Consider the following 16,685-nt stretch of genomic DNA (forward strand, 5'->3'; position numbering starts at 1 on the left):
CGGCGGCGCCCGCCGGACCGTTCCGATCGATGCTGGAAGGCTGACATGTCCGGCCAGCGCCGGCACGCTGCTCCGCCTTCCTCCCTTCCCCCCGCCCCTCCGCGCCAATTCGTGGAACAGGCAGGAGGGGCGTGCACCGCCGGCCTGTGCCGGCTCAGGCTCACTTCTCCAGATAGGCGTTCCAGAAGTACGGCCAGGGCGAGGCTTCGTAGCCCTTGAGCTTCGGCGACTTGGCCGAGAGGGCGCTGAAATCGCCGACCTTATAGAGAGGAGCCTGATCGTAGAGCAGCTTCTGTAGGTCAGTGAAGAGCGCGACGCGCTTGTTCTGGTCGAGCTCGGCGTTGAGGGCGACGAGCAGCTTTTCCTTCTCGGGATTGTCCCACCAGCCCGGATAGGTCGCCGGCAGCGGCGCGATCAGCGCCGGATCGGGCAGGAAAGGACTGTGGGTGATGAAGATGTCCCACAGGGCGGGATCGGCGCGGCGTTGCACCAGCGTCGCCCAGTCGACCACCTGCAACTCGACGGCGAGACCAGCCGCCTTCAGATATTCCGCCGCGACCTGCGCCATCTTGTAGTGGAACTCATATTGGCGGCTGGTCAGGATGCGGATCGGCTGCTTGCCGTCGTAGCCGGCCGTCTTGGCGAGTTCCTTGGCCTTCTCCGGGTCGCCCAGATTGTAGGCCTCGGTGCCGGCATCCGTGCGCCACGAATAGCCTTCCGGGTAGAGCGCGCCGTCGACGGTATAGAACTCCGGCTTGCCGAAGGCGGCGGCGAGCATGTCGTCCGCGTTGAGCGCGGCCTGCACGGCCTTGCGCATTTCCAGCTTCGTCATCATGCCCTGCTTGTTGTTCATGATGAACATGGGCCAGCCGAACGACTTCAGCAGGAGCGGCTCGGTCTTGTCCTGGCCGTTGAGCCGGTCGTAGGCCTCGACGGGCAGGAGGTCGGCATAGTCGTACTGGCCGGCGATGGCCCCCTCGACGCGTGTGTTCGCATCCGGCACCGGCACGAAGCGGATCTCGTCGAGGTACTGCTTGCGCGCCCCGCCGAAGCCGTTCGGGTCGCCCTCGCGCGCCTGATAGCCGTCGAAGCGCACGAGCTGGATGTACTGGTCGGCCTTGCGCTCCTTGAGCATGTAGGGGCCGGTGCCGACGTATTCCTTGAGCGGGTTGTCCATCTTGCCGGCCGGCAGGATGATGGCCGCGGAATTGTTGAAGGCGAGCAGCGCGGCGAGCGGCGCGAACGGCTCCTTCAGGCTGAGGCGGACGGTATGGTCGTCGACCGCCTCGAGCCCGGCGAGGTTCGGCTGCACCAGCTTGCCGCGCGCGGCGAGTTCCAGCCAGCGGTGCAGGGAGGCGACGACGTCCTTTGCCGTCATCGCGCTGCCGTCGTGAAACGTCACGCCCTTGCGCAGGGTGATGGTGTAGACGCGGCCGTCGGCCGACACCTCCGGCAGCTTCTCCGCCAGAAGCGGCGTGACATTCCACTCTTTGTCAAAGGTGAACAGCGTCTCGAAGAAGTGCTGCGTGACGGTGCCGAGAAGGTCGCCCGTCGCGACGGTCGGATCGAGCGAGGCGAGTTCGCCGATCATGGCCACATTGATGACGCCGCCGCGCTCCTGCGCGAGGGTCGGTGGCGTGGCAGCGAAGGAGAGGCTCGTGGCCGCGAGCCCCGCCAGGACCAATTTTCTGAACATGTGGCGCACCCCTCTGTTGGTTGCCGGTGAAAGACGCGCGCCGTCAGCGCGCTTCTTGGAGGGTCGAAACGACGCGGACGAGTTGGTTCACCACAGCCGCGGTGATCCTCTCGCCTTTCTCTGCGGTCGCCTTCGACGGATCGCCCACGACGCCGGTGCCATGCGACATCTCGTGCATGGAGCGGAACATGGCCCCGCGGCTGCCGCGGATCATGTCGGCCTGGGCCCAGTCGTGCGTCGGCGCATAGCTCATGCCGCTGACGAGCGCGCTCCGCACGCTGTCGGGCACCGCATGGAGCATCAGCGAGGTCTCGAACTCGCAGGCGTGGTTGATGCCTGCGAAATCGCTCTCGCGGATCGTTTCGAGTTCGGGCGCGGCGAGCCGCCACCAGGTCAGCATGGCGATACGGCAGTCGCGGTGGCGGGCGCCGAAGCTCTCCAGCAGCACCTGGCCGATAGCCTGGTTGCCGCCGTGGCTGTTCAACAGCACGAGATTGCGAAAGCCGTGCCGCACGACGCTCTCGAGGATGTCGCCGACATAGGCAAGGAAGGTCTCGTGACGGATGCTGAGCGTGCCGGCGAAATCCATGTGGTGCTCGGAGCAGCACACCTTGACCTGCGGCAGGATCAGCACCTTCTCACCCAGCGTTTCGTCGAGCCGGGTGAGGAAATGGGCGCCGATCGCGGCATCCGTATCGAGCGGCAGGTGCGGGCCGTGCTGCTCGATGGCGGCGATGTTGAGGACAACCGGGGTCGACCGGTCGAGGCCGGCGATCTCGTTCGTCGTGAACTTTTCCCAGCGCATCGGCCGCCCTCAGGAGATGGTGCGTTCGGCGGTGCGGAACCGTGCGAGCGCCGCCTCGTCGAGCTTCACGCCGAGACCCGGGCCGTCGCTGGGGATGCGCACGAACGGCGGCTCGAAGGCGAGCGGCTTCTCGAGCAGGTCGTGCGTGCGGATCATCCGGCCGAAGATGTCGCCCGGCCACACGCAGCTCTTCGCCGCCGCCGACTGGTGCACGTACATGGCCTCGAGGATGCCGAGGTCCACCTCCGAGCCGTGCCAGCAATAGAGGCCGGCCGTCGCGGCGATATGGTCGAGCGCCTGGAACTTGGCGAGGCCGCCGTTGAAGTTGAAGCCGTCGACGGCATTGTGAGCGATGGCATTGATGGCGTCGTGCGGCCGCTGGCCCTGGTAGACGTAGGGCAGCGAGACGTGCAGCACGATCGGGATCGAGGAGAAGCGTCGCAGCTCTGCGAAGTCGAGCAGCATCCAGCGCGGCAGCGGGTCCTCGAGCAGCAGCACGTTGCCGACGGCCTCGAGCTCGCGGATGATGCGCCGCGCGTTGCCGGCATTCTCCCAGCGCTGGTTGGGGTCGAAGAGCACCTTCATCCCCGGCGCGTGCTCCTTGATACGCGCGCACCAGCCGGCGACGTCGTCCTCGAGGTCGCACTTGAACTTGATGACCTTGTAGCCTTGTTCCCAGTAGCGGCGCACCCAGGGACCGACCTCCTCCTGCGTGCGGTGGCTCGACCAGGCGCTGACGGCGACGCGGTCACGGATGGCCCCGCCGAGCAGCGCATGCATCGGCACGCCGAGCGACTTCGCATAGGCGTCCCAGAGCGCGCATTCGAAGCCATCATATTCCCGGCACAGCGGCAGCGGCAGATCCTGCAGGGGGAGGTCGAGGATCGAGGTGCCGAGCAGGTTGGCGCAGATCGCCTCGATGCGCGGCCACTCATGGTCGCGGTAGAATTCCCCGAGGCCGACCGTGCCGTCGGCAAGCGTCATGCGCACGATGAGCTTCGGCAGCTCGTCGAACTGGGTGCTCCATGCCGCCTTGCCGCCGACCGGCAGCATGTGGAGCGGCTTTGCAAGGCTCTCCGAATTGATCACGCCCGGATGGGCCGGGACGACGACTTCGTCGAAACGGAAGGAAACGATGGTCTTGTCGGAGCGCTGCATGCTTCGCATTCGCCAGTCTGGAATTGGAATGAGCGTATGATGTAGTTTTATTACTGACCTGTCAATCGGGAGGGCGGCTGAGGGATCTTGACTGGCTCGATTGGGGTGGGTGGGCGCATCCCGACGGGTAGGGAACTCGGATGTAATTATCGATGAAATAAGAAAATTTTGCCGTTCCCAGGATTTTGCGGCCGAGTTGCTGGCAATTTCCGGGGTTTCGGACGTGGGGAGAGAGAATGTAATTTAACTACCTATTGAGGGTTCCGGCTACGTGCCCGCGGCTGGCGCGCTGTGGAGCGCGCATGGGCCTCGTCATGGCCGGGCTCGTCCCGGCCATCCACGCCTTTGACGTTGTTCTCATTTTCAAGGCGTGGATGCCCGCGACACGCGCCGGCATGACGGCGCCGGAGGCCAGAGCTGCCGGCCGTTTGTGGGCCGTCAAGGCGGGAGGCGCCTTGCAGCGCTCAGTCGCCAACGGGCTGGCTCTCGGTCGAGCCGTGCAGGTCGACAAGGGTCATGCGGGCGCGCCAGAGCTTCTTGGCGACGCTCTTCATGCGCCGCGCGCCGATCAGTGTCGCCAGGCAGTCGAGCACGAACAGCTGGCCGTAGCGGCCGCGATTCGGCATGTAGAAGAACTTTTCCTCGTCGAAGGCGACGAGGGGGACAACCAATGTCGAATGGCCGGCGAGCGGGGTTCCGGGCGCGGTCACCGAGACCACGGCGGCGCCGAGGCCGCGGGCGATCTCCGCCGCGTCTACGAGCGAGCGCGGCTTGCCGGTGACGGAGAAGATGAGCAGGGCATCGCCCGGTCCCGCCGTCGCCGCAATGATGCGCTGCTTGTAGGGATCGGCCGTGGCAGAGGCGGCGAGATCGAGGCGGAAAAGCCTGTTCTCCGCTTCCTGCGCGACGTTGGCCGAGCTGCCGCCGACGCCGAAGCAAAAGATGCGGCGCGCCTTGTCCAGTATCTCCGCCGCCGCCTCCAATGCCGCCGGATCGCGTTGCGAGAAGGCACTGGCGAGCGCCTGTGCCGTCGCCTCGTAGACATGCTCGGCGACCTCACGCCCGGTCTCCGCCGGCACTGACCGTTCGGCAACCAGATACATGCGGCCGATGGCGTAGTCCTGCGCCAGGCGGATCTTGAAATCCGTGAAGCCCTCGCAGCCCATCCGCCGCGCAAAGCGGATGACGGTCGGCTCGCTGACCTCGGCCTTGCCGGCGAGCTCCCTGGTGCTGAGGCGCGTCGCGGCGTCGATGTCATGGAGGATGACGTCCGCCACTGCCCGGTCGGCCCGATTCATCTCCGGCAGTTCGAGGCGCATGCGGTCGATCAGGCTGGTGGGATTGCGCATGCTGTCTTTAGCTCTCCGCGGCGCGTGGCGGCCCGGTGGCCGCGACGAACGGTAGCGCCAAACGGGGGCGCGCGACAATTCCGGGTCCGCCGCCGCCGATAGCGATGACTCTTATTGACGCAGATGTTTTATGGTGCGGGCATAATGAAACGTTTGCTTCATCGGCTGCATCGGGGCGTCCGTGGACACGATCGACCGGCAACTGGCTCGGCTGTTCGACGATTTGCCGCCGCAACTGCGCAAGGCGGCCCAGCACCTGACGCGCCACCCCGACGACGGCGCCCTTATGTCCATGCGTCAACTCGCGGCCGCCGCCGGCGTCTCGCCCGCCTCGCTCCTGCGGCTCGTGCGCATGCTCGGTTACGAGCGTTACGAGGATTTCCGCGACGTCCTGCGCGCGCAGTGGAAGGCGCGTCCCGTCGGGCCCTTCGCCGCGCGGGCGCAGTCCATCATGGCGCGGGCCGGCTCAGATGCGGCGATGCTGGTTGCTGCGACGCAGGCCGCGGCGCATGTCACGGTCGATGCGGCGCTCGCCCCGCCGCAGGCGGCGATTCTCGTTACGGCGGCAGAAAGCCTCGCGGCGGCCCGGCGCATCGCTGTCGTCGGCCTGCGCAGCAGTTTTCCGCCAGCCTTCGCCCTGTCCTATTCGCTTGCGCTGTTCCGTGAAGGGGTGCTGCCGCTCGCTGGCGTCGGCGGGCTCGGCGTCGATGCGCTCGACCATTGCGACGAGCGCGACGTGCTCGTCGCCATCGGCGTCGCGCCGCTGACGCGGGAGACCGTACTCGTGGCCCGGCAGGCGAGCCGGCAGGGGCTGACGGTCATCGCCATCACCGACAGCGCGCTCTCGCCGCTCGGCCGCGCCGCCGGCCATGTGGTTCTCGTGGGGGACGGCGGCGTTTCGCTGCTGCAGTCGCAGGTCGGCACAATGGCCGTCGTCGAGACCCTCGTGTCTCTCGTCATGGCCCGCCTCGGACCTGAGGCGCTCGCCGCCGTCGCCGGCCGCGAGCAACACCTGCAGTCGGCCGGCGCGTACTGGAGCGACGCCGACGACCTGAGCCAGCCTTCCGCAACGAGTTGAACGCATCATGACCCGCATCCTGCACCGCCAGACCCGGATCCCGCTGCCCGTCGCCGTCGCCGGCGAGGGGCCTTATGTCATCGATTCGGTCGGGCGCCGTTATCTCGACGCCTCCGGCGGCGCGGCCGTCTCCTGCCTTGGCCATTCGCACCGCAGCGTCATCGAGGCCATCAAGGCACAGCTCGACGCCTTGCCCTATGCGCACACCTCCTTCTTCACGAACGAGCCGGCAGAGGCCCTGGCGGAGCATCTCACGCAGCGCGCGCCGGCCGGCATCAGCCATGTCTATTTCGTCTCCGGCGGCTCGGAGGCCAACGAGACGGCTTTCAAGCTGGCGCGGCAATATTTCTGGAACCGGGGCGAGCGCGAGCGCTCGCGCATCATCGCCCGCCGGCAGAGCTACCACGGCAACACGCTCGGGGCGCTCGCCGTCGGCGGCAATGCCGGCCGTCGCGCCGTCTACGAGCCGCTGCTCATCGAGGTCTCCCACATCGAGCCCTGCTACGCCTATCGCCATCGCCGCGACGACGAGAGCGAGGGGGCCTATGGCGAGCGCGCCGCGGCGGCGCTGGAGGCCGAGATCCTACGCCTCGGTCCCGGTACGGTCATGGCCTTCGTCGCCGAGACGGTGGTGGGCGCGACGCTGGGCGCCGTGCCGGCGGCGCCCGGGTATTTCCGCCGCATCCGCGAGATCTGCGACCGTTACGGCATCCTGCTGATCCTCGACGAGGTGATGAGCGGCATGGGCCGTACCGGCACGCTCTTCGCCTGCGAGCAGGACGGCGTCACGCCCGACATCGTCACCTGCGCCAAGGGCCTCGGCGCCGGCTATCAACCCATCGGCGCATGCCTGATGTCGAGCACGATCTACGATACGATTGCCTTATCTCCCGAGGGCTTCCAGCACGGGTTCACCTATATCGGCCACGCGAGCGCCTGTGCAGGGGCGCTCGCCGTGCAACGGGCGATCGAGGCCGAAGGATTGCTGGACAACTGCCGCAAGCAGGGCATTCGACTGGCCGAGGCGCTGGGACAGCGATTCGCCCAGCACGCCCATGTCGGCGACATCCGCGGCCGCGGGCTCTTCATCGGCGTCGAGCTGGTCGCCGATCGTGAGACGAAGCAGCCCTTTGCCGCGCAGGACAGGCTCAATGCGCGGGTCAAGGCCAAGGCCATGGAGGCCGGGCTGATGTGCTATCCTGCCGGCGGTACGGCCGACGGCGTCAGCGGCGACCACATCCTGCTGGCGCCGCCCTTCATCATCGCTGCGTCCCACGTCGAGGAGATCGTCGACAAGCTGGCCGCTGCCGTTGACGGGGCCATCGCAGAGGTGCGTGCATGACCGCTCCCTTCGCTGTCATGGTGGCGCCCAATGGCGCCCGGCGCGGCAAGGCCGATCACCCGGCACTGCCGCTGACGGCCAGGGAACTCGCCCGCGAGGCCGCCCGCTGCCGAGCGGCGGGCGCCGTGGCGATCCACCTTCACGTGCGCGACGGCGAGGGGCGCCACGTCCTCGATGCGGATCTGTACCGCGAGGCGACGCGCGCCGTGCGCGCCGCGGTGGGCGAGGCCATGGTGGTGCAGATCACCACCGAGGCCGTCGGGCGCTATGCCCCGGCGGCGCAGATGGCGCTCGTCGACGACCTGGTGCCCGAGAGCGTCTCGATTGCGCTGCGCGAGATCATGCCCGATGTTGCTGCGGAGACTGCGGCTGGCCGCTTCTTCGCCCGGCTCGCCATCCGGCCCGTCCTGACGCAGATCATCGTCTACAGTGCAGAGGAGCTCGCCCGGCTCGACGACGTCATGGCGCGCGGGATCATCCCGGACACGCCGCGGCCAAACGTGCTCGCCGTGCTCGGCAGCTACGCCGGACGGGAGGCAGCGCCGGGCGATCTTGACGCCTTCCTCACGGCAGGCCTTGCGCGCCATCCGTTCATGGTCTGCGCCTTCGGGCGGCGTGAGGCGGCTTGCGCCGCTGCCGCGGTTGCCCACGGCGGGCATATGCGCATCGGCTTCGAGAACAATCTGATATTGCCGGAGGGGCGCGTCGCGCCCCATAACGGCGCAACTGTCGCGGCGGCCGTCGCGGCCGCTGCCGGCAGCGCCCGTCCGCTCGCCAGCGCGGACGACCTGCGCCGCCTTTGGCACACGCCCCTGCCGCCAGTACCGGCCGGGGCGATGAGCGGGGCCTCGTCAAGGGTTCCCGGATGATCTGACCATAGAGGGAGGTCCAGACATGCGTATCCTGTCCATTTTCGCAACGGCCGCTGCGGCGGGGGCCATCGGCCTTGCCGCCGCCGGTGGCGCCGCTGCCCAGGATCAGAAGTTCATTTCCATCGGCACGGGCGGCGTCACGGGCGTCTATTATCCGGCCGGCGGCGCCATCTGCCGGCTCATGAACCAGAAGCGCAAGGAACACGGCATCCGCTGCTCGGTCGAATCAACCGGCGGCTCCGTGTTCAACGTCAACGCCATCCGCTCGGGCGAGCTCGAGTTCGGCGTCGTGCAGTCCGACGTGCAGTTCAATGCCTATAACGGGAAGGCCAACTTCGCCGACCAGGGCGCCGACAAGGACCTGCGTGCCGTGTTCTCGCTGCACGCCGAGCCCTATACGGTGCTGGCGCGCAAGGACGCGAATGCCAAGACCTTCGACGATCTCAAGGGCAAGCGCGTCAATATCGGCAACCCGGGCTCGGGTCAGCGGGCGACGACCGAGGTGCTGCTCGAGGCCAAGGGCTGGAAGACGTCCGACTTCTCGCTCGCCTCTGAGTTGAAGCCGGCGGAGCAGGCCCAGGCGCTGTGCGACAACAAGGTGGACGCCATCGTTTACACCGTCGGCCATCCTAACGGTTCGATCCAGGAGGCGACTTCGTCTTGCGAGAGCGTGCTCGTCAACGTCGACGGTGCCGAGGTGGAGAAGCTCGTCGCCGATAACCCCTACTACCGCATGGCTACCATTCCCGGCGGCATGTATCCGGGTTCAGCCGAGGACACGACGACCTTCGGCGTCGGTGCCACGGTGGTGACCTCGGCCAAGGTGCCCGAAGACGTTGTCTACGAGTTCACCAAGGCGGTTTTCGAGAACTTCGACCAGTTCAAGGGCCTGCATCCTGCGTTCGGCACCTTGACCAAGGAGGAGATGGTCAAGCAGAGCCTGTCGGCGCCGCTGCACCCAGGCGCGGAGAAGTACTTCAAGGAAGCCGGCCTGATGTAAGATGAAGACGGGCGGCACGCGCGTGCCGCCCGTCTTTTCGCCGTCGCGGTAAATGCCCGGCGGCGGGCCGACAAGGCGGCAAGCGCAATTGCGGGGGGAGCATGAGCATGGCTGAGGAGCCGAAAGCGGGCCGTCCGCTGAGCGATGACGAACTGCAGGACCTTGTGGCGTCCTCCGACACCGGTGCACGCGATCCCGGTGGCATGGCTGGCCGGCTGCTGTTCTGTGTCGCGCTCGCCTGGTCGCTGTTCCAGATCTGGATCGCGTCGCCCTTGCCCTTCGTCACCCAAGCGGCAACGGGCCTGCGCGTCGTCCTCAATGATACCGAGACGCGCTCGATCCACCTCGCCTTTGCGCTCTTCCTCGCCTTCTGCGCCTTTCCGGCCCTGCCGTCGAGCCCTCGCAATCGCATCCCTGTGCAGGACTGGGTGCTGGCGCTCCTCGCCGCCTTCTGCGCGGCCTACATCTTCCTGTTCTACGGGGCCCTCGCGACCCGCCCAGGCAATCCGTTGATGCAGGACCTGGTCGTGGCCGGCGTCGGCCTCATCCTCCTCCTCGAGGCGACGCGCCGCGCGCTCGGCTTGCCCCTCGTCGTCGTGGCGGTCGTTTTCCTGCTTTACGTCTTCTTCGGCTCGAGTGTCTTCGTGCCGGACGTGATCCGCTGGAAGGGCGCGTCGATTCCAAGGGCGATGGACCAGATGTGGCTGTCGACGGAGGGCGTCTTTGGCATCGCGCTTGGCGTGTCCTCGTCCTTCGTCTTCCTCTTCGTGCTTTTCGGCTCGCTGCTCGACCGCGCGGGGGCCGGCAACTACTTCATCAAGCTCGCCTTCGCACTGCTTGGCCACCTGCGCGGCGGACCCGCGAAGGCCGCCGTCCTTGCCTCGGCGATGACCGGTCTCATCTCCGGCTCCTCCATCGCCAATGTGGTGACGACCGGCACCTTCACTATTCCGCTGATGAAGCGCGTCGGCTTCACACCCGAGAAGGCCGGCTCGGTCGAAGTGGCGAGTTCGGTCAACGGCCAGATCATGCCGCCCGTCATGGGCGCGGCCGCCTTCCTGATGGTGGAATATGTCGGCATCTCCTACCTCGAGGTGATCAAGGCCGCCTTCCTGCCCGCCATCATCTCCTACATAGCGCTGCTCTATCTCGTGCATCTCGAGGCGGTGAAGCACGACATGCCGACGCTGCCCAAGCGCATTCGGCGTACCGTCTGGCAGTCGGCCCTCGTCACCGGCATCTCCGCGACCTCGATCGTCATCCTCTGCGGCGTGATCTACTGGGTCATCCGCGGCGTGCAGATGCTGCTGCCCGACATGTCGGCCTCGCTGCTCGTCCTGCTGCTGCTCGCCGCCTATGTCGGGCTCGTCTGGTATGCCTCGCGCTCGCCCGACCTCGAACTCGACGACCCGAACGCCCGGGTGGTGGAACTGCCGCTCGCCAAGGAGGTGCTAAAGACCGGGTTGCACTACCTCCTGCCGATCGTCGTCCTCGTCTGGTTCCTCATGATCGAGCAGAAGTCGCCCGGCCTGTCTGCCTTCTGGGCCGTGGCCCTCCTGCTCCTCATCCTCGTCACGCAGAAGCCGCTCAAGGCGCTCTTCCGCGGCCTGCGCGGCCAAGATGTCGGCGCCGCGCTGCGCGAGGGGGCGGACGATCTCTTCGGAGGGCTCGTGCTCGGCGCCCGCAACATGATCGGCATCGCCGCGGCCACGGCGACGGCCGGCATCATCGTCGGCACCGTGACGCTGACCGGCATCGGCCAGGTGATGGCGCAGTTCGTCGAGCTGATCTCCGGCGGCAACCTCCTGCTCATCCTCTTCTTCACGGCCGTCATCAGCCTTATCCTCGGCATGGGCCTGCCGACAACGGCGAACTACATCGTCGTCTCCTCGCTGATGGCGCCGGTGGTCGTGGAACTCGGGGCCGCCAACGGCTTCCTCGTGCCGCTCATCGCCGTGCATCTGTTCGTCTTCTATTTCGGCATCATGGCGGATGTGACGCCACCCGTCGGCCTCGCCTCCTTTGCCGCGGCCGCCGTCTCCGGTGGCGATCCCATCAGAACCGGCGTTACGGCCTTTTTCTACAGTCTGCGCACCGTGCTGCTGCCGTTCATCTTCATCTTCAACACTGACCTCCTGCTCATCGACGTCTCTTGGGCCGGTGCGGTCTGGATCTTCTTCAAGGCGACGATCGCCATGCTGGTCTTCGCCGCGGCGACTCAGAACTTCTTCCTCGTGCGTTCGCGCCTGTGGGAATCGGCGATCTTGCTGCTCGCGGCCTTTTTCCTGCTGCGTCCCGGCTTCTTCCTGGACCAGATATCTGAACCCTATGAAACGCTGGCGCCGGCGCGGATCGAGGAGGCGGTGGCCTCCGAGCCCGACGAGGGCACGTTGCGGCTCACGGTGGAGGGGCCCGACTTCCGCCTCGGGCGGATCGCACAGAAGACCATCGTGCTCGAGCTCGGAGCGCCGGCAGGGGATCCGCGCGGGCGCCTGGAGCAGAACACGGGTCTCCTCTACCAGGTCGAGGGGGATGCGGTCGTGCTGGAGGAGCCGTTCGATGCCACGAGCCAGGCGGCCCAGAGCCTCAAGAACTTCGACTTCTACGGCGAGCAGCCGGTGCGCATCGTGCAGCTGGAGCGCGAGCGCGAGCGCATGAATCGCCAGCTGATGACGATTCCCGGCTTCCTGCTGATCGGCCTCGTCGTTCTCCTGCAGCGCCGCCGGCAGCGCACGGCCGTCGGCGCGCCCGCGACCGCCTGAGCCGGAGGAAGTCCATGTACAAGAACATCCTGCTCGCCATCGACGTCGCCCACCTCGACAGCCAGACCAAGGCGGTGAAGACCGCCGTCGACATGGCCAAGGCCTTCGGTGCCACGATCCACGTGCTGACCGTGGTGCCGGATTTCGGCATGAGCATCGTTGCTGGCTTCTTCCCGAAGGATCACGTGCGCCGGGCAATGGAGGAGGCGAACGCTGCCCTCCACGCCTATACGAAGGAGACCATCCCGGCGGGTGTGCGCCACCGGCACATTGTCGATCACGGCACCATCTACGAGGTCATCCTGCGCTATGCCCGGGAACTGGACATCGACCTCATCGTCATCAGCGCAGCGCGGCCCAAGATCGACGATTATTTCCTCGGGCCGAACGCCGCGCGTGTCGTCCGCCATGCCGATGCGACCGTTGTCGTCGTGCGCGAGACGGCGGCCGAGGCCGCACGGCAGGCCGGCACGCAGCGCTGAGCGGCCGGCGGGCGGATCGCCGTCCGGCCGCCTTGCGCCCCATGCGCGCGCGTGCTCGCATGAGGTCGCCGGGGCCTGGAGGGGGCCGGTTGCGGATGGATGGCGCGATGCTCGACGAGAATGGCCCACGGATTCTCAATCCCTTCGCCGACCTGGCCGGCGCGGTGGTGATCGTCACCGGCGCCTCGTCCGGTCTCGGCCATCATTTCGCGCGCATGCTCGCCGGCCATGGGGTCCATGTCGCGGTCGCGGCCCGACGGTTCGATCTGCTCGTGCCCCTGGTCGAGGAGATCCGCATGGCCGGCGGCGAGGCCGAGCCGGTGGCGATGGACGTGACGGACATCGCTTCCGTCCGTGACGGCGTTGCCCGTGTGGTGGCGCGTTTCGGCACGATCGACGGACTCGTCAACAACGCCGGCATCGCCCGTACGCGGGCGCTGCTCGACGAGGCATCGGAGGAGTGGGTGGCGACCATCGACACCAATCTCACCGGGGCGCGGCATGTCGCCTGCGAGGTGGCGCGAGCAATGATCGCGGCGGGCGGCGACGGGGCGATCGTCAACGTCGTCTCCATCCTGGGCCTGCGCCAGGGCAGACAGGTCGGCTCCTACGCGACGTCGAAGGCTGGGCTGATCCAACTCACGAAACAGATGGCCCTCGAATGGGCGCGCCACGGCATCCGCGTCAATGCGCTGGCCCCGGGTTATGTCGAAACTGACCTCAACCGCGACGTCCTGGCGAGCGAGGCTGGGGCGGCGCTCCTGAAACGCATCCCCCAGAGGCGCTTCGGCCGCATGCAGGATCTCGATGCCGTCCTGCTGCTGCTGCTGTCGTCGGCTTCGGCCTACATGACGGGCGCGGTGATTCCCGTCGACGGCGGGCATCTCCTGTCCGCACTGTGAACTTTTGCCCACTGACGAGGCGGTGCCTTGCCGGGTGTTTGATGACGAAGATTTAATTTGCCGCTTTCTGCTAGTCGCCACATAGCTAGCGTATAATTCTCGGGTTGAGGAACTAGGCCACTTTCGGGCCGGCGGACGGGGGCGTTCGCGAACGTTCGCGGGCATGCCAAGACAGGCTCGTCGTGCGCGATGGGCGGCGGGCCGAGAGAGTCAGGGGACGGTATGCGCAAATCGGTTGTTGTCGCCATCGCATTGCTCGCGGCCACTGGGGGCGGCGCCTACCTGCTCAATCAGGGCCGGTTCAATGATCTGTGGACCGCGTTGCAGTCGAATGCTTCGGCGCAGGGGCAGGGCCCGGCGACGACCTCGCGTCGCGCACCGGCCTTTGCCGTCGAGACCGCGGTGGCCAAGGCCGGCACGTCGACCGCCGACGTTCGCTCCATCGGCAGCCTCGCCTCGGACGAATCGGTGAAGGTCGCGTCAGAGATTGCGGGCCGCATCTCTTCGATCGCCTTCAGCGACGGCCAAGCCGTCCAGGAGGGTGACGTTCTCTTCAAGCTCGACGGCGCGCTGACGCAGGCCGAGATGGACGACGCACAGGCCAAGCTCGACCTCGCCCTCGCCAATTACGAGCGCACGAGCACACTCGCCCGTTCCGGCAACACGACCCAGCGGGCGAACGACGAGGCGGTGGCCAATCTCGCCATGGCACGGGCCGCCGTCGCGCTCATCCGGGCCCGCTTCGATAAGCTCACGATCCGCGCCCCATTCCCGGGCATCCTGGGCATCCGCACGGTTTCGGTCGGCGCCTATGTCACGACCGGCCAGCCGCTCGTGAACCTCGAGAAGATCGATGCCCTCAACGTCGACTTCAAGGTTCCGGAGATCCATCTCGGCGACATCGCCGTGGGGCAGGCCGTCGAGGTGAGCGTCGATGCATTCCCCGGACGCATCTTCAACGGCGTGATCGAGGCCATCGACCCGCTGGTCGACGTTAACGGGCGGGCACTCAGCGTGCGCGCCCGGGTGCCCAACGGCGACATGGCCCTGAGGCCCGGGCTTTTCGCGCGCATCCTCATCAAGGGTAGCCGGGAGCGGCAGGTGGTTACCGTGCCGGAGGAGGCCATCGTGCCGCGCGGGCAGGACACCTTCGTCTTCCGCGTAGAGGACGGCAAGGCCGTCGAGGCGCGCGTGACGCTCGGCAACCGCTACGGCGGCCTCGTCGAGATCGCCGAAGGGGTCGAGCCGGGGGCGGTGGTCGTCACTGCCGGCCAGCAGCGGCTGCGCGACGGCGCCAACGTCGAGGTCGTGACCTCGACCGCCGCGCAGGGCTGAGGGAAGGCAGATGCGCCTGCCGGAGATCTGCATCCGCCGTCCGGTCTTCGCCACCGTTCTCAGCCTCGTCCTCATCCTTGTCGGTATCGTCTCCTACGACCGGCTGGCGGTGCGCGAATATCCCAACGTGGACGAGCCGGTCGTCTCCGTGACGACGAGCTATCCCGGAGCCTCGGCGACCATCATCGAGAGCCAGGTGACGCAGGTGCTCGAAGGCTCGATCGCTGGTATCGCCGGCATCGATGTCCTCGAATCGACGAGCCGGGCCGAATCGAGCCGCATCACCGTGCGCTTCCGTTCGGATGTCGATGTCGATGTTGCCGCCAGCGATGTGCGCGACCGCGTCAGCCGGGTGCGCCGGCGCCTGCCGGACGAGATCGACGAGCCGACCATTGCCAAGGTCGAAGCGGACGCCCAGCCGGTCATCTACATCTCCTTCATGGCCGAGCGGATGGATGCGCTTGAGCTGACCGACTATGTCAACCGCTACGTGGTCGACCGGTTCAAGAATCTCAATGGCGTCGCTGACGTCACCATCTTTGGCGAGCGCCGCTATGCGATGCGCATCTGGATCGACCGCGAGCGGCTCGCTGCCTACAACCTCACCGTCCAGGACGTCGAAAGTGCATTGCGCAGCCAGAACGTCGAGTTGCCGTCCGGCCGGATCGAGAGCCAGATGCGCGAGTTCACGGTGCTGTCGCGCACCGGCCTCACCACCGCCGAGCAATTCCGCAACATCATCGTCAAGCTGGCCGACGGTTATCAAGTCAAGCTGGGGGAGGTGGCGCGCGTCGAGCTCGGCGCCGCTGACCTGAGGCGCGACGGCCGCTACAACGGCAAGCCGACGATCACGGTCGGCATCGTCAAGCAGGCGGTGGCCAATCCGCTCGACGTCTCGAATGCGGTGCGGGCCGTATTGCCAGCGGTCAACGAATCGCTGCCGGCCGGTGTCACGGCAGAGGTCGCCAACGACAACGCGGTCTTCATCGACCGCTCAATCAAGGCCGTCTATCACACCATCGGCGAGGCCATCATCCTCGTGGTGCTGGTCATCCTGTTCTTCCTGCGCTCGCTGCGCGCCTCCATCATCCCGATCGTCACCATCCCGATCTCGCTCATCGCGACCTTCACGCTGATGTATGCGATGGGCTTCAGCGTGAACACGCTGACCCTGCTCGCCATGGTGCTCGCCATCGGCCTCGTGGTGGACGACGCCATCGTCGTGCTGGAGAACATCTACCGGCACATCGAGGAGGGCATGACGCCCGTCGCGGCCGCCATCAAGGGCTCGCGCGAGATCGCCTTCGCCGTGGTGGCGATGACGCTGACCCTCGCCGCGGTCTATGCGCCGGTCGCCTTCTCGCCGGGCCGCACCGGGCGGCTGTTCCTCGAATTCGCCTTGACGCTCGCCGGCGCGGTGCTCGTCTCGGGCTTCGTCGCCCTGACGCTGACGCCGATGATGTGCTCGCGCCTGCTGAAGCACAATCCGAACCCCGGCTTCGTCTTCTCGGCGCTCGAGCGCTTCCTGTCGGCCCTGGAGCATGGCTATCGCCGCGCGCTCGTCGCCTCGCTGAAGCTGCGCTGGCTCGTGGTGCTGCTGGCCGTCGGCGTCGCCGGCATGAGCGCCTTCTATTTCACCCAGCTGCGGTCGGAGCTGTCGCCGGTCGAGGACCGGGGCACGGTGATGCTGCGCGGCAGCGGCCCCGAGGGCGCGACCCTCGCCTATACGACGCGCTATGCGCAGGAGGTCGAGGCGCTGGTGTCGCAATATCCCGGCATCCGCTCGACGCTCAGTATCGTCGGCTTTCCCGAGGTGACCGACTTCATGGCCTTCGGCCGGCTGGTCGACTGGGACGACCGCAGCGTCAAGCAGCAGGACATCGTCGCCGACCTGCAGCCGAAGC

13 protein-coding genes (1 of these 13 cut by a window edge) are annotated in these 16,685 nt (G+C 67.1%); 9 read left to right on the forward strand and 4 right to left on the reverse strand.

The window, feature by feature from the left end:
* Positions 1 to 160: 160 nt before the first annotated feature.
* From BOQ54_RS02985 to BOQ54_RS03000, 4 genes are all read right to left on the reverse strand, one after another.
* Positions 161 to 1,696 carry an ABC transporter substrate-binding protein gene (locus BOQ54_RS02985; protein WP_071923221.1) on the reverse strand — a complete coding sequence of 512 codons (1,536 nt, stop codon included), beginning with the start codon at positions 1,694 to 1,696 and terminating at the stop codon, positions 161 to 163.
* 43 nt (positions 1,697 to 1,739) lie between these two features.
* Positions 1,740 to 2,501 (reverse strand): creatininase family protein, encoded by a 762-nt coding sequence (locus BOQ54_RS02990; RefSeq protein WP_071923222.1) that lies wholly within the window; start codon positions 2,499 to 2,501, stop codon positions 1,740 to 1,742.
* 9 nt (positions 2,502 to 2,510) lie between these two features.
* Positions 2,511 to 3,659, reverse strand: a complete 1,149-nt coding sequence (locus BOQ54_RS02995; protein ID WP_063188311.1) for a mandelate racemase/muconate lactonizing enzyme family protein — start codon at positions 3,657 to 3,659, stop codon at positions 2,511 to 2,513.
* A 464-nt stretch (positions 3,660 to 4,123) separates the two neighbouring features.
* Positions 4,124 to 5,008 carry a MurR/RpiR family transcriptional regulator gene (locus tag BOQ54_RS03000; protein ID WP_063188312.1) on the reverse strand — a complete coding sequence of 295 codons (885 nt, stop codon included), beginning with the start codon at positions 5,006 to 5,008 and terminating at the stop codon, positions 4,124 to 4,126.
* 181 nt (positions 5,009 to 5,189) lie between these two features.
* Here BOQ54_RS03000 and BOQ54_RS03005 point away from each other — a divergent pair, with 181 nt between their 5' ends.
* The 9 genes from BOQ54_RS03005 to BOQ54_RS03045 all read left to right on the forward strand — a co-directional run.
* Positions 5,190 to 6,086: a MurR/RpiR family transcriptional regulator gene (locus BOQ54_RS03005; RefSeq protein ID WP_055459673.1), complete on the forward strand. Its 897-nt coding sequence runs from the start codon at positions 5,190 to 5,192 to the stop codon at positions 6,084 to 6,086.
* 7 nt (positions 6,087 to 6,093) lie between these two features.
* The gene (locus BOQ54_RS03010) at positions 6,094 to 7,428 is read left to right on the forward strand and encodes an aspartate aminotransferase family protein (RefSeq protein ID WP_055459672.1); all 1,335 of its coding nucleotides are present in this window, start codon (positions 6,094 to 6,096) and stop codon (positions 7,426 to 7,428) included.
* Positions 7,425 to 8,297, forward strand: a complete 873-nt coding sequence (locus BOQ54_RS03015; protein ID WP_071923223.1) for a 3-keto-5-aminohexanoate cleavage protein — start codon at positions 7,425 to 7,427, stop codon at positions 8,295 to 8,297. Before BOQ54_RS03010 ends, BOQ54_RS03015 begins: the two co-directional genes overlap by 4 nt.
* Positions 8,298 to 8,322: 25 nt before the next feature.
* A complete protein-coding gene (locus BOQ54_RS03020; RefSeq protein WP_055459670.1) occupies positions 8,323 to 9,300 on the forward strand; it encodes a TAXI family TRAP transporter solute-binding subunit in 978 nt (325 codons plus the stop codon).
* Positions 9,301 to 9,407: 107 nt separating this feature from the next.
* Positions 9,408 to 12,062, forward strand: coding sequence for a TRAP transporter permease (locus BOQ54_RS03025; protein ID WP_071923224.1), 2,655 nt, complete (start codon positions 9,408 to 9,410; stop codon positions 12,060 to 12,062).
* A 14-nt stretch (positions 12,063 to 12,076) separates the two neighbouring features.
* Positions 12,077 to 12,544: a universal stress protein gene (locus tag BOQ54_RS03030; RefSeq protein WP_055459668.1), complete on the forward strand. Its 468-nt coding sequence runs from the start codon at positions 12,077 to 12,079 to the stop codon at positions 12,542 to 12,544.
* A 107-nt stretch (positions 12,545 to 12,651) separates the two neighbouring features.
* On the forward strand, positions 12,652 to 13,446 hold the full coding sequence (locus BOQ54_RS03035; RefSeq protein WP_055459898.1) for an SDR family NAD(P)-dependent oxidoreductase: 795 nt from the start codon (positions 12,652 to 12,654) through the stop codon (positions 13,444 to 13,446).
* 222 nt (positions 13,447 to 13,668) lie between these two features.
* Complete coding sequence (locus BOQ54_RS03040) at positions 13,669 to 14,781, forward strand: efflux RND transporter periplasmic adaptor subunit (RefSeq protein WP_055459667.1); 1,113 nt, start codon at positions 13,669 to 13,671, stop codon at positions 14,779 to 14,781.
* Positions 14,782 to 14,791: 10 nt separating this feature from the next.
* Positions 14,792 to 16,685, forward strand: partial view of an efflux RND transporter permease subunit gene (locus BOQ54_RS03045; RefSeq protein ID WP_071923225.1) — the 5' portion only. The gene runs 1,181 nt beyond the window's last position; 1,894 of the gene's 3,075 nt are visible here — the first part of the coding sequence; it begins with the start codon at positions 14,792 to 14,794; its stop codon lies beyond the right edge, outside the window.

The sequence above is a fragment of the Chelatococcus daeguensis genome, assembly GCF_001887265.1.
In the GTDB taxonomy this organism is placed as follows: domain Bacteria; phylum Pseudomonadota; class Alphaproteobacteria; order Rhizobiales; family Beijerinckiaceae; genus Chelatococcus_A; species Chelatococcus_A sambhunathii.

Bases quoted from the DNA above. Each gene is read 5' to 3' on its own strand.
- BOQ54_RS02985 (WP_071923221.1), bottom strand. From the start codon at position 1,696: ATGTTCAGAAAATTGGTCCTGGCGGGGCTCGCGGCCACGAGCCTCTCC.
- BOQ54_RS03020 (WP_055459670.1), top strand. From the start codon at position 8,323: ATGCGTATCCTGTCCATTTTCGCAACGGCCGCTGCGGCGGGGGCCATC.
- BOQ54_RS03035 (WP_055459898.1), top strand. From the start codon at position 12,652: ATGCTCGACGAGAATGGCCCACGGATTCTCAATCCCTTCGCCGACCTG.
- BOQ54_RS03010 (WP_055459672.1), top strand. From the start codon at position 6,094: ATGACCCGCATCCTGCACCGCCAGACCCGGATCCCGCTGCCCGTCGCC.
- BOQ54_RS03030 (WP_055459668.1), top strand. From the start codon at position 12,077: ATGTACAAGAACATCCTGCTCGCCATCGACGTCGCCCACCTCGACAGC.
- BOQ54_RS03025 (WP_071923224.1), top strand. From the start codon at position 9,408: ATGGCTGAGGAGCCGAAAGCGGGCCGTCCGCTGAGCGATGACGAACTG.
- BOQ54_RS02995 (WP_063188311.1), bottom strand. From the start codon at position 3,659: ATGCAGCGCTCCGACAAGACCATCGTTTCCTTCCGTTTCGACGAAGTC.
- BOQ54_RS03000 (WP_063188312.1), bottom strand. From the start codon at position 5,008: ATGCGCAATCCCACCAGCCTGATCGACCGCATGCGCCTCGAACTGCCG.
- BOQ54_RS03015 (WP_071923223.1), top strand. From the start codon at position 7,425: ATGACCGCTCCCTTCGCTGTCATGGTGGCGCCCAATGGCGCCCGGCGC.
- BOQ54_RS03040 (WP_055459667.1), top strand. From the start codon at position 13,669: ATGCGCAAATCGGTTGTTGTCGCCATCGCATTGCTCGCGGCCACTGGG.
- BOQ54_RS02990 (WP_071923222.1), bottom strand. From the start codon at position 2,501: ATGCGCTGGGAAAAGTTCACGACGAACGAGATCGCCGGCCTCGACCGG.